Annotated in this window: 12 protein-coding genes and 1 tRNA gene; 7 read left to right on the top strand and 6 right to left on the bottom strand. The window is 55.9% G+C overall.

The window, feature by feature from the left end; genetic code table 11:
* On the bottom strand, positions 1 to 528 hold the full coding sequence (locus VM554_05885) for a carboxymuconolactone decarboxylase family protein (protein HVJ07893.1): 528 nt from the start codon (positions 526 to 528) through the stop codon (positions 1 to 3).
* A gap of 24 nt (positions 529 to 552) precedes the next feature.
* Entirely contained in the window at positions 553 to 1653 is a 1101-nt protein-coding gene (locus VM554_05880; GenBank protein HVJ07892.1) for a glycoside hydrolase family 76 protein, read from the bottom strand.
* Positions 1654 to 1764: 111 nt separating this feature from the next.
* Between VM554_05880 and VM554_05875 the strand changes: the two genes are divergently transcribed.
* Both VM554_05875 and VM554_05870 read left to right on the top strand, forming a co-directional pair.
* Positions 1765 to 3090 carry an NAD(P)/FAD-dependent oxidoreductase gene (locus VM554_05875; GenBank protein HVJ07891.1) on the top strand — a complete coding sequence of 442 codons (1326 nt, stop codon included), beginning with the start codon at positions 1765 to 1767 and terminating at the stop codon, positions 3088 to 3090.
* A gap of 380 nt (positions 3091 to 3470) precedes the next feature.
* Positions 3471 to 3545, top strand: a tRNA-Asn gene (locus VM554_05870).
* Positions 3546 to 3550: 5 nt separating this feature from the next.
* Here the strand turns inward: VM554_05870 and VM554_05865 are convergent.
* Both VM554_05865 and VM554_05860 read right to left on the bottom strand, forming a co-directional pair.
* Entirely contained in the window at positions 3551 to 4825 is a 1275-nt protein-coding gene (locus tag VM554_05865; GenBank protein ID HVJ07890.1) for a tyrosine-type recombinase/integrase, read from the bottom strand.
* A 61-nt stretch (positions 4826 to 4886) separates the two neighbouring features.
* Entirely contained in the window at positions 4887 to 5165 is a 279-nt protein-coding gene (locus VM554_05860; protein ID HVJ07889.1) for a helix-turn-helix domain-containing protein, read from the bottom strand.
* Between the two features lie 305 nt (positions 5166 to 5470).
* On the opposite strand from VM554_05860, the gene VM554_05855 reads away from it, so the two are divergent.
* Positions 5471 to 6424 (top strand): LysR family transcriptional regulator, encoded by a 954-nt coding sequence (locus tag VM554_05855; protein ID HVJ07888.1) that lies wholly within the window; start codon positions 5471 to 5473, stop codon positions 6422 to 6424.
* Between the two features lie 225 nt (positions 6425 to 6649).
* Here VM554_05855 and VM554_05850 read toward each other — a convergent pair whose 3' ends face one another.
* Together VM554_05850 and VM554_05845 are read right to left on the bottom strand one after the other, a co-directional pair.
* Entirely contained in the window at positions 6650 to 7429 is a 780-nt protein-coding gene (locus tag VM554_05850; protein HVJ07887.1) for an HNH endonuclease signature motif containing protein, read from the bottom strand.
* Positions 7430 to 7436: 7 nt separating this feature from the next.
* A complete protein-coding gene (locus VM554_05845) occupies positions 7437 to 8468 on the bottom strand; it encodes a hypothetical protein (GenBank protein HVJ07886.1) in 1032 nt (343 codons plus the stop codon).
* Between the two features lie 302 nt (positions 8469 to 8770).
* Between VM554_05845 and VM554_05840 the strand changes: the two genes are divergently transcribed.
* From VM554_05840 to VM554_05825, 4 genes are read left to right on the top strand one after another with little or no spacing between them, the layout of a single operon-like run.
* Entirely contained in the window at positions 8771 to 9139 is a 369-nt protein-coding gene (locus VM554_05840) for a hypothetical protein (GenBank protein HVJ07885.1), read from the top strand.
* A 9-nt stretch (positions 9140 to 9148) separates the two neighbouring features.
* On the top strand, positions 9149 to 9412 hold the full coding sequence (locus tag VM554_05835) for a VirB3 family type IV secretion system protein (protein ID HVJ07884.1): 264 nt from the start codon (positions 9149 to 9151) through the stop codon (positions 9410 to 9412).
* On the top strand, positions 9393 to 11762 hold the full coding sequence (locus tag VM554_05830; protein ID HVJ07883.1) for a hypothetical protein: 2370 nt from the start codon (positions 9393 to 9395) through the stop codon (positions 11760 to 11762). The genes VM554_05835 and VM554_05830 overlap by 20 nt, the downstream gene beginning before the upstream one ends.
* A 19-nt stretch (positions 11763 to 11781) precedes the next feature.
* Positions 11782 to 12627, top strand: coding sequence for a TrbG/VirB9 family P-type conjugative transfer protein (locus VM554_05825; protein HVJ07882.1), 846 nt, complete (start codon positions 11782 to 11784; stop codon positions 12625 to 12627).
* Position 12628 lies beyond the last annotated feature (1 nt).

Here is a 12628-nt window from a genome sequence, read left to right as displayed (position 1 = left end):
TTACTTTGTAGGTTCCATTTGCAGCGCGTTATTAAAACGATTGAAGTAGTTGAAGAGGCCAATTGCGGCCATCAGCTCCACGACTTCTCCTTCTTCATAAAACTCGCGTACCTGTGCAAATTCAGCGTCGCTGATGTGGGTTGAATCCAGCGTCATCTTTTCGGCCAGTCGCAATGCGGCTTTCTCTGCGGGAGTAAAGTCGCTTCGCTGTTCGAAGTTTGCCAGGTCCTCGACCTGCTCCGGCGTCCATCCGAGCTTTTTCGCGATGATCGAGTGGGAGGCGAGGCAATATTCGCATGCGTTGAGCTGCGAGGTTCGCACGATCACCAACTCCTTTAGCTTGGTGGAGAGCGTGCCTGTAGTCAGAATCGCCTCAAAATGCGCAATCATCGTCTCCAAGATCTGCGGCCGATGCGCCATGGTGCGAAACATATTCGGAACGTTGCCGCGGGTTCGCATGTAACGGTCGTAGATGGCTCCGGTTGTTTCCGATACATCGTTTCTACCCAGGCGTGAGATTCGTGGCATCTTCCGTCCTTTCTGTTGCAGGGATCAATGAGAGGAATGCATCTCCGCAGCGGCGAGAATGGCATCGAGCGCGGAGCTCTGATTTGCGGCATTTGCCGCATCGAATGGGCCAGCCCAGTGCTGGCCAAAGTGATAGCTTGCATCGCGCGCGTTGTTCCAGATGCTCTGCGCATTGGTGTCTACGAACGAGCGGTACGTGCTATTTGGGAACGCGTCGTTGAGCGCCATCAGGTTCCGCACGAAGATGCCTTTGAACTGGGGAACGTCGCCTCCGCCATGTGGGCCGCCCGGCTCCCGGAGAACACCATTGGCATCCGGAAGCTGCGCCAGTGTCGCGCCGGCGATCTCCTGTGCAATCCGGGGCAATGCCGGGTCTCCATGAGCTCGATTCAACTCCACTAACCCGCCGAGGACCACGCCCTGGTTGTAAGACCAGGTGTTTTGCCGGTTGTTCACGCAGGCATTTGGATGGGTTGAGTCCAGCCCATCATTGACGAGGTGCTGTGCGTTGATCATGCCCGAGCGCTGGAACCAGTCCCATTCCTTGACGGCCCACGCCAGGTAGTGGGAGCGATCCTTTGCGCTGGCCGCGCGGTTGGCCAGATGCGCGGCGACCGAGAGAAACAGCTCATTGGCGATGGCATTCTTGTAGTGCTTCTCTTTGCTCCACCAGATGCCGCCTCCGCAGGTGTTGGTTTCCCATCCGCCTGCCATATCGGTAAAGATCGTCGCGGCCATCTCCAGGTATTGTGGATTCCTGGTCAGGTCGTAGGCATCGATCCAGGCAAGCGCCCACCAGCCTTCATCGTCGTAGTAATCGTTCAGGAAGTTTTTGCTGGTTGTTTGTGCCGCCGTAAAGGTGTTGGCAATCGCAGGCAGATACTTTTGCGACCCACTGACTCGCGAGTAATTCACCAGGACGGTGATTGCATTGGCGGAGTTCCACCACCCCGTCGTCTGATACAAGCCCGTACCCTGGACATACCAGACCTCGAGTGCCTGCATCCCAAGAGTGGCCTGCTCCGTATAGTTTGGTTTTGAGGAAGAGGCAGATGTCTGTGCCGGGACCATCGGCGAACAGAAAAGAGCAACCAGGCAGACTAGCAAGATAGAGATGAGTTTCATGGGCACTGTCCATATTGACATGATTCGCCGCCGAGGAACGGGAGAGAGTTATGCTGACGAAGTTTCGGTGTGGCTTCCGAGCCGGCGCAGTGCGTTTGAGAGTGGGGGAAGATGAAGGATGTAGCGGTAATTGGCGCGGGGTTAGCGGGCCTGGAGTGCGCACGGCTGCTCGAAGAGGCTGAACTGGACGTCACTCTGCTGGAAGCTGCGGATGCTCCCGGTGGGCGCGTGCGCACGGATGTTGTCGATGGCTTTCGGCTTGATCGCGGATTTCAGGTTCTGCTCACGTCGTATCCTGAGGCGAAGCGGTCCCTCGATTATTCGGCTCTCTCGTTGAAGGCGTTTCGCCCTGGCGCCATGGTGTGGCAAGGAGGCCGTTTCCACCGTTTTGCAGATCCTTTGCGAGAGCCCGTAGCAGCGCTTGGCTCTCTCTTTGACCCGGTGGTTCCCATGATGGACAAGATCGGCATCATGCGACTGCGCCGCGACATGGCGCGGTGGAAAAACATGGAATACTTCGAACACCCCGAGCGCACAACCCGGGCGTTCCTGCGGGACTTCGGCTTTTCCGATCTCGCAATTGAGCGCTTCTTTCAGCCGCTCTTTGGGGGAATGTTTCTGGAGCACGAGTTGGTGACCTCCAGCCACTTTTTCGAGTTTCTGTTTCGCATGCTTTCCTCGGGTTCCGCGTGCGTGCCTTCTCTGGGGATGGAGGAGATTCCGCGGCAACTGGCTGCGACCCTGTCGCCGGGCACACTCATTACTGGTGCCTGCGTAAAGACGCTGAAGCGGTCCAAGGGACGGTTTACCGTGGAGGTGGAAGGAAAGGCTCCGGTGGAAGCGCGCGCCATCGTGCTGGCGGTGGATGAGCGCGCCGCAAGGCTGCTTCTATCGCAGGGCAATGGAGAAGGCAAGCTAGGGGCGCCGCGCGAGTGGAATGCGACCACCACGTTCTACTATGCCGCGGGGCAGGCTCCTGTTGATGAGCCGATGCTGATGCTGAACGGTGAGGGATCGGCTGCGGGTCCAGTGAACCACCTTGCCGTGATGACGGCAGTCTCTAAATCCTATGCTCCCAGCGGTACGCATCTGCTTGCCGCGAACGTCGTGGGCGTCGCGCCGGATACCGACGCGGAGATTGCAGCGCTGGAGCAGGAGGTGCGTGCACACATGACGCGCTGGTTTGGGCAACAGGTAGGGAACTGGCAGATTGTCGGCGGCTATCCAATTCGCTACGCAGTGCCACGGCAGCAGATGGCAAGGTGGGAGAAGGCCGATACTTCCGTGCAGTTCGGAAGTGGAACGGATCGAGGCGCCAGGATTTACCTATGCGGGGACTACCGCGAAACCTCGTCGATTCAAGGCTCAATTGCCTCGGGGAGGCGCGTGGCGGACGCCCTCATTTCCGCACTGAAGAAGCGCACCACATCTCAATAGCATCGGCACCCGTACCGCACAAGGAGCACAGGACGCAGAGTAGGGCACGCAAGTATCGGGCAAGGGCGTCTTCGAATCACAGGATGGGAGAATGAGCGGGAACCCTTCCTGCGTGCGCCACCTCTGCGTGAGGAGCTGGATATCGTCGATCAGCAGTCGATTAATTGTATTGAGAGATATGTGTCGCGGACGCTCACCTTTGCGATAGCGCAGGAACAACGGGCGGATGGAGCAGCGGCGCTTTTCGCTCATCGCGCTTTTGCTCTTTTTTGACTCACTTTTCTCCCACCCTTGACTTGTTTTTTGAAGCAGGACTTTTGACGCGGAACTGGGGTTTTGATATAACCTCTTAAGACAACTGCGCAATTCCCGCCAGACACTCCTCAGTAGCTCAATGGCAGAGCATTCGGCTGTTAACCGAAGGGTTGTAGGTTCGAGTCCTACCTGAGGAGCCAATAAATCAAGCACTTACAGCCTCCCTCCCAATCGACTTCGCCGAACTTCGCCGAATTTCATTCAGACCTTTCAGATTCCTCCCCTTCAAGCCCAAACGATCTTCCGGCATGCTCCAATCGCCGAGCACCGCTGACGTGCGCGAGTTGACCGCCGCAAGAACGCTATGTTCGATTGTTTGAACGTAGACATCCCCCGTGGTTTTGATGCTCGCGTGCCGCAACATGCCCTGCGTGTCCTTTAGCGTGCCGTGCTGCTGCATGTCTGTTCCCAGTGTCCGCCGCATCACCTGAAAGGTGACGAGCCGGTCTGGGATACCCAGCTTCCGGGCGATTGGACGGACACGCCAGCGGAGGAAATTCTTCCCCCAGCGCGGTACCGCCTGCCCCTTCCGTTCCCCGCGTCCGAATGTTGGGAACATCAGAGCCTCCGGCGAGGAGTCTTTCGAGAGCCGTCGCCAAGCCTCGATCACAGGCCGAACTTGCTCGGGAACCGGGATCGGAGCCTTGCTCTGCTTCGTCTTCAGACGACCGGCGAAGAACTGTCCCTCGTAGGCCGTCCCGTAGGGCAACAGCGCTTCACCCGTCCAGGACTTCCATTGCAGCCCCATTACCTCGCTCGCGCGAGGGCCACAAAAGATCCCTATCTGAAGCAGACATAGATCGTGCATATCCTCAACAGCGTTGACCAGGCCCAAAATCTGTTCCTGCGTCATCACTGGTTTTTCGACCGTTTTGGTCTGAGGCATGTTCACGTCTTCTCCGGGGTCTTCCGCGAGGAACTTTTGCTTGCGGGCCATCGCCGTAATCGCGCGAATGTTCGAAAAGCAGGATCGAACGACAGATTCGGAATACTTCTCCGCCATGCCGTTCAACCAGATCTGAATCTGAAAGGAATCCAGCTTGGCGAGCGGAACGTCCCCAAACCTCTTGATCACGTACCGTTCAAGTTGATCGGTGTTGGTTTGCTTGTATGCCGGGCTCCATTTGCCCTGGCGCATTGGGATGTATCGTTCCTTCACGAACCAACGGAACGTCACAGCTTCCTCTTGCTGAACGCGAGGTATTTCAGAGAGAATCCCGCATTCTTTCAGAATCATCTCTCGCAAGAGCTGCTCTGCCTTCCATTTCGGATTGCCGGCTTTGGGGCAGATTGCAACGTTGCGATGCTTGCGGACCTCCTTCCCTTCGTTGTCCTGTCCGTAGATCAGGTACTTCCCGTACCACATCTTCACCTTCTTGCCGCTGGGGTAGACGGTGCCCTTCTGGTACTTCATTGCCATGTGGTTCTCCGATTTCTGCTTCTGGTCCTGGTCGTGGAGAACAATTCAATTGTTCACCAAACTAGGAGCGACGGGAAGAGGGTTGCGTATTTAGTTCGGCCATAAAGATTGCGACATCGGCGGCACGATAGCGAAGGAGCTTTCCGAGCTTTACGCCGGGAATCCGCGGAGACCGTCTCGTTGTGTGGTCGCGGATGAACCGTTCCGATACGCCCAGCTTGGCGGCCACCTGGCGCGCATCGAGCAGACGATCATCTTCTCGATCTGACGTGGCAACTTCTTCCAACTCGGGTTCGGATGTGGTCGATTGCATTGCGGTTCGGGCCGTGGCAGTTGCCATGGTTCACCTCAGGCAAGTCAGCAGATTTGCGTCCATCGGCATATCGAAAGCTGTAACTCTTCCAGCCCTGATATCCGACTCTGCAACAAGCCTCCTGTGATCTCGATTCTTTGTCCAAGACTTTGCACCAATAGCACCATTGGTTTTCTCTATAGCGCTCGCTACTCAGCCGACAACAAGTGGGTACCTGAAGGTGCCCGATTGACAGTCTTGATTCATCCAAGGGACTCTGATTACGTCGCTGATTTCCACAGGGGCCTGCGCGATGTGCTTCTGCCAAACCCTCAGCCCAGGAGATCAAACCCGTGTCGGACCTTCTTGAATTCAGGCTTCTCAAGTTCATAGTCGCGATTGCGGAAACGGCCAACTTTACGCGGGCTTCCGAGCGCCTGTTCCTGGCCCAACCAACACTCAGTCAGCAGGTCATCGCTCTCGAAGAAGGGATCGGAGTTCAGATCTTTGTTCGACGGCGAGAAGGGGTCAGTCTGACGCCCGCAGGGCAGATGCTCTTCGCCTATGCGCAGGAAGCGCTGGAACTGCGAGACGAAGTTGTGAGCGCCGCTCGCGCGATGGATCGCGGCGAAATACCGGTCCTACGCGTCGGCTTGTCGAGCTTTATCAATCCAGACTCCGTGCAATCATTGCGGCAGGCGTATGCCCGCCTTTTTCCTGACAGTCCGATCCAGATGGCGGGTGGCCATCCAGTCCAACTACTTCACAGAATGGAGGAGAGATCGCTTGACGCAGCGATTATGCCGTTGCCCGTGACGGGTGCGAATTGGGTCGTCTCGCATGTCGCATCCGATCCTCTCGTAGTCTGCATGAGGGCAGATGATTCCTTGGCGTCAAGCCGAGAGGTGCAACCATCTGAACTTGCCGGTCGGCTGAAGGTATTTCGCGATCCGGAGACTCATCCTGCTGCACACCATCGACTGATGGAGATGCTGCTGGAAATCGGGATTCGCCCGGAAGCGTCCTGCCTCGCGGCCACGCCAGCAGACATTCAGATGATGGTTCAAAGCCGGTGCGGTTTGGCTCTCATTGATGAAAGAACTGCGTTGCCTTCTGACCTCACTTCCAGACCAATTGCAGGAGCACGGTGGACGGCCGACACGGCGTTCGTACATCACGGGAGCGCCAATCATATTGCGCTCTCAATTCTTCTTCGGCACCTTCCCAAAGCTAAACGGATACCGCTACGAAAAATGCCGGTTCAGCAACGTGCATTGAAATCGATTCAACTGGAACTGCTAGCGTAATGTTCTGCCGAGGGTCGTTGTGCCGATCCGTGAGAGGCAAGGAAGCGATTATGTCAAAAGTGATTGGGCCTGATGTAATCAGCCGAGGTTCGACTTCCTTGATCAGAACACCAGCCGATCCTTCTTCAATATTCTGCACGATGATATGACGGATCAGAGATCACGGCGCTCATTCAGGTCCACACAGCCCAGGGGCACACGGACCTTTCGAAGACGAACTTTGTGCTAAGGATTCAAGGTGTTGAGCATGAGCACCATTTGTGCTTCGATCTCGTCTCGCCTCTCTCCAAAGTGAGCTTCCCTGTGATCGTTGGGACAGAGCGCCATCACGTTCGTGACCCTGTCTTCACCCTCATTGGCCAATGCAATCACGTGATGCGATTCCAGGTAGCGTGTTCCGTCGGGCTTCACGAAACCGAGCTTTCCACAAAATTCACATCTTCCATTGGCCCGCAGCAAGACTGCTTCACGCACCCCGGGATCACGCGAATACGTCCACACTTCCGATATTGATCGATCTGGTGTGACCGAACCGAGATCGTCGATTGCATTTGACTTGCTCTCGGCGTAATCACCTATAAGTCTGAGATATAGGAGATTGCCCGGATATAGATTCTCTACAAATTGCCATGCCCTTACGGCTCCTTTGTCTCCCAGATCTTCTAGCCCCGTTGCTATGGCTTGAAAGTCAGCCGCCGTAAATTTATGGTTCTGAGACCTCTGAATTATGTTCTGCCGTTGAGCTTCATCGAATTCTCTCGCGAAGGCGGCCGGATTGACCTCGCCTGTTTGCGAGCGAACAGCCACAATGGCGACAAGCGGAACATCTGCGAGACACGCCGCGGCATCAAGAAGATTGCATGTGGATGCCATGGCGCGGGAGTTGTCAGCAGGACGGCCCATGGTCACTGCCAATCCTGAATAGGTCAGCAATTCATTTTTGGCTTGGCTACTGGCGATAATCTTGAGTATCTTCCGCGCGTCCTGACGCTGTATACCTGCCATTGGCCACCTAATTACGTTTCGCAGAACTACTGCCTTGGGACCCTAGAATTGGAGCTTTTTCGCCACTTCGACGATTCACCTTTGATTTGTGCTGATATAGTTCTACTTCTTCTCCTGAGACGAGAATGGCGTCTCCTGGCGTTCGGCCTAGTAAGAGGTCATCAAAGCTGCTCCCCCTAAACCGTGCGGTTGGGGTTTTGAACGTGATATCTTCGCATATCACATGGGCATATCGGGCTAAACCGGCTCCGTATAAGCCGTTCTTCCCGCGTGGGAATGTTTTGAATCTGACGGTATTATATTCCGGCTGCAACAGCTTGCTAAATGCCTTTTCAGCATCCGCAGATGCCTGCTTCTCTGTGAAAGGCATCGGTGCGCCAAAACTTGAGAAATCGTCTACTTCGTCGAAGGCGCGAATAAAAAGCGGGTCGGACTGAAAGAAAAACAGGTAGATTTCATCAGTCAATCGAGCGTCTGGGACATACTGAGTTTCATTCGAGAGAATCGCTACCCGTTTGTGATGGGCGTTCGCTAGAAGGCGATCGTAACTATCCTGATCCGTGGATATTCCCACATAATGCAGATCGTATTCGGTGAACTCTCTGTAGTTGTCCAATCCTTTAATTCGCGGATCGCCCCGCCACTTGGACCAGAGCAATGATTCGGTTGAATACCACCAGACCACCTCTCCGATCTCTTCACCCTTTTGGGGCTTGAGGGAGCAGCGCACGTGTTTGTCACCGACGTCGTAATATAGGGTCTTGCTACTTCGAAGATCTTTTTCTATCGAGAGTTCTACCTCGGATGTCGCCACCCCTGGAATTTCGAACTTGAAACGAATTCCTTGCCCGCCGAACACTCCGAATCCTAGAACATTTTGCTTGTCCCAAACGAATTTGGCTTCTCGGCGTTGACCGATCATATAGAGATCACTGCGCCTGAGCATTTCTTCCACTTCGCTATCCTTCTTTAACCATTCGCCTTCTTGATTTGAAACAGGCGGGTACACAAGGCGCAGTGCATTCAATGCGGATTTCATGCTCCCATACTATCGAGAGGCAATTAATCCAGCCAAACGGGCTCTGCTCCAGCAAAAACGTCAACCAGAACCACAAGTCTTCGGTCTATGCCAAATCCCTAGTCTCTGAGCGGGAAGAGACAAACAGCTGAGTGCCTATGGAACACCGGAAGGATTCCCACTTTGCTGTTGCCAGATCGGCATACAGCATCGGTCATTGGCTAGAGCAATAGCACTATAGATAAGAAGTCTTGGACGGAATTTCCCAGTGGCATTACCTTCCGAAACATGACGGCCAACACCAGTGCCGTCCGGAGGAGCAAATGCCCCAAACATCCCACCCCGTTCTCCCGATACAAAAACAGAGTGAACGCTTCATCTCCAAGCCAATTCCGTACCGTCTCGCACGCCTATTCGCCCCCTACCTGTTTGCGGTGGCGATCGCCACCGCAGCCCAAGCCCAGGGAACTATGGACTTCTCTGGCGCGCAAACACTCATGTCAACCTTCAAAACGTTCGCGATGTACGCTGGCGCTGTCATCTGTCTCGGCGGCCTCATTTTTGCGGGAATCCGCATGATGAGCGGTCGGTTCCAAGACGCAATTCCTGGTCTCTTCGGCGCGCTGTTCGGCGCCGGAGTGCTCGGATGGGGCGCAGGATGGATCGGGTCTTTGACCGGTCAGTCCATGTGAGGTGCGCCCATGACCAAGCGGGGAGAGCCGTTACCGATCAATCAGGCGCTTAACCGGCCACGAGCCAAGCTCGGATTGGACCTCAGCGCATGGATGGCGATTGTTTTCGTCTGCGTAACGGTTTTCCTCCTTGGGTTTCGTCTTCTGGCGATGATGGCGTTCCCCACACTAGCAATAGCAGCGTGGCTCATCGTCCGCAAACACCCAAAGATGTTTCAACTCTGGGGCCTGAGCCTCAGCCAGAAATCCTACTATGACCCGCGCAAATACTGAACGCGCCAAATTCGTTCCGTGGTTCGCAAAGGCCGGTGCCGCTTGCAGCATCGTTCCGATTGCGCGCTTCATTGGCCCGAATATGTTCGCCCTTAAGGGCGGGGGCTACGGATGCCTGTTTAAGCTCACAGGCATCGACGAAGAGAGCTTGACCGATCAGGAACTCGAATCTCGGATGCGTTCAATTGAAGGCGCGTTGCGGGGACTCCTGCAGGATTCGTGCCTGTATCAGTACACGCGCGTGATGTCCGGCTACGAATTGCCACGACAGAAGGCGTATGGCAATCCCGTCACGCAGGCGTTCGTCGATGATCGCCTCACTTTTCTTGAGAAGAACGCTGGATTTAGACGCATTGACCTTCACTGGTGCCTCACGCTGGAGCCGTCCAAACTGAAAGCCTTCGAGCGCAAGCCGCAGGAGAACTCCGCGGTCACTTCGCGGATGCTTGCAGAGCTTCAAAAAGCGGCAACGACCTTGGAGGCGCACCTCGGCAGCCTATTGGGGCTGCGGATGCTGGACAAGGTCAGAGCGTTTCAGTTCTTTTCCTATCTCTTCAACCTTGAACAATGGACGACGCAGGCACAGCTCCGCGACGATACAGGTGTAGACCGCCAGATCGTCAGCAATCCCGTCGCATGGCACAGCGATCATCTGCGCGTAGGCAAACGGCACGTACAGATGTTCTCGCTCAAGACAACTCCGGAGGCGTCGAGGCCATGTCTCTTCTCCGGTCTGTTGACGCTCGATTGCGACAGTGTGCTGTGCTCGACCTGGCGGCCGAAGTCAACAGCCGCCGCACGGCACGAGATAGACGCACAGGAGAAGTTCATCTCGTTTTTTAAGGTTGGTGTCTTGGCGCGTGTGATGAGCGGGCGGGATACGGCTTCGCTTGAAACGGGTGCCGGAGCGAAGGCCGCCAACAGCAGTGTCGATGATTTGAGCCTTGTCATCCGCGAACTGGATAAGAAGGCGCATGGCGAATATTCGCTGCGCCTGTTGCTTGCCGCCGATAGCCCGGAACAACTTCGCAATGCCGCGCCGGCCGTACATCGGATCTTCGTCGATGCACGAGCGCAGGTGATCGAAGAGACGCTTGGCAACCTCTGTGCCTTCTATGCCATGTTCCCCGGCAACGGGAAGTTCAACGTCTTTCCGATGTGGCTTTCCGAGGAGCATCATGCGCGGCTGTCGTCGGTGTTTGCGCCACACATCGGCCATCTGCACTCGGACGATCTCGACTCCGAATACCTCAATGTGTTCGAGACACGTACACGGACGCCGTTTTTTCAGGATGTGTACGTGGACGGAGTGCGCGTGATGCTCATCATCGGCCCGACCGGCTCGGGGAAGAGCGTGATAGGGAACGCGACCGTCGCGCTGGAGCAGAAGTACGGCGGCTTTACGTACATCTTCGACATCGGAGGCAGCTACGAAAGCGTAGTCGACCTGTATGGTGGGCGTGTAGACCGCATCGGCAAAGACGGGCCTCGCGTTGCCCCTTTCGCTTTGGAGCCGACTGAGGCCAATGTCAGATTTCTCTTCAGCTTCATCAAGCTCTTGTTGACGAATGGCGGCGCGGAGTTGGAGCCGGAGGACGACGACGTAGTCCACAAGGCGGTTCAGGACATCTACCTGCTCGCCCCAGAGAACCGCCGACTCTCTAACCTCTTCCTCCCGAAGAAGCTCGACCGCTACTTGTCGAAATGGGTCGGCAAGGGCGTCTACGGTGCAGTCTTCGACAACGTTGAAGACAGTCTGTCACTGTCCCGCGTGCAGTGCTTCGACTTCCAGGGAGTGAACAACGAGCAGAATGCGGACCTCATTGAGCCGGTGATGGTCTGGCTGCTCCATCGCATCAACGATGTGCTCTACGATCCCGCGAACCTCGGAGTGCCCAAGCACGTCCTGATCGAGGAAATCTTCTCGTCGATGAAGAATCGCCAGCTGCTGGAAGCTGCTCTCGCGTCCATCAAAACCGTCCGTAAGAACCTTGGCGGCGTCACGATGATCGGACAATCCGCAGAAGATCTCGGTGAGAACGCCGACAGCATTGTGAACTCCTGCACGTCGTTCCTGTTTCTGAAAGACGCGACGTTCAATCGTAAGCGGTACGCCGATCTGTTCAAGATGACGGAACAGCAGCTCGCTCTCTTCGAGAGCTTGCAGGAGCGCGAAGCGCTCTACATGCGCCGCGATAGGCTCACAAAAGTGTTTGTTTTCAATCTCGACTCGCGCAGCTATGCGACCTTCACCACCAAGCCAAAGGACCGGGTCCGCCGGTCGAAGCTGATCGCAAAGTACGGACTCACCGAAGGGATTGCAAGATTCGCTCAGGGTGAGTCTGCCTAACCGAAAGGACCACAGGGAAATGAGACCACCGATCATCATCTTCATCGCTTGCGGACTCGGGTTTTCTGCAACCGCCGCCTTTGCCTCCGGCCCCGGCGCTCCAGATGCCAAGCACCTCCAGCCCAATGCGCCGCGCACGATCACCGTATCCGAGGCGGACACGCCCCCTGTGATTCGCGCTGGGATGCTCCAATCGACGCTGATCCTGCTCCCGGCGGAGGAGAAGGTGGCTAACGTCTTTGCCGGCGACACAGTGGATTGGGTGTTTGACGGCGGCCATGTCGCAAGCCGGTTTGTCAGCATCAAGCCGAAAATCGCGGGGAGCACGACGGACGTTCATATCGTCTCGGACCACGGCAACGAATATACGCTCCAGTTGCGGGAGGTGTCCGGCGACGACGATCCACACTTCGACTCCAAAATCTTCATTACACCCGGTGACAAGGCTGCGAAGGACAGGCTAGCCGAGATGCCTGTTTTTGTGCCCGCCGCTGAACTGGAGAAGGTGAAGCAGGAGACAGCCGCAGCGCAGGCGGCTCTGGACGCCACGCTGAAAGCGGAAAAGACACAAGAGGAGGCGTACCGCAGCAGATACCCCGGATCGCTCCACTTCGACTACACGTGGGACAAAGCAAAAGGCAAAGAGCTTGGTTTGCAGACGATTTGGCGCGATGACAAATTCACCTATTTGCGTGGTCAGTTTCAGGAGACACCCGCCCTGTATGAGGTGAAAGACAAGAAACCGTCGCTCATCAACTTCGATTTCTCGAACGGGCTGTACACGATTCCGAAAGAACTGGATAACGGCTATCTCGCCATCGGCAAACAGAAGGTCGAGTTTCATCGCACCGAGGAGGCGAGGTAGC

The sequence above is a fragment of the Acidisarcina sp. genome (assembly GCA_035539175.1).
In the GTDB taxonomy this organism is placed as follows: domain Bacteria; phylum Acidobacteriota; class Terriglobia; order Terriglobales; family Acidobacteriaceae; genus JANXZS01.
Note: the sequence above shows the minus strand (reverse complement) of the source record. Positions and strands in the feature narration are given on the sequence as shown.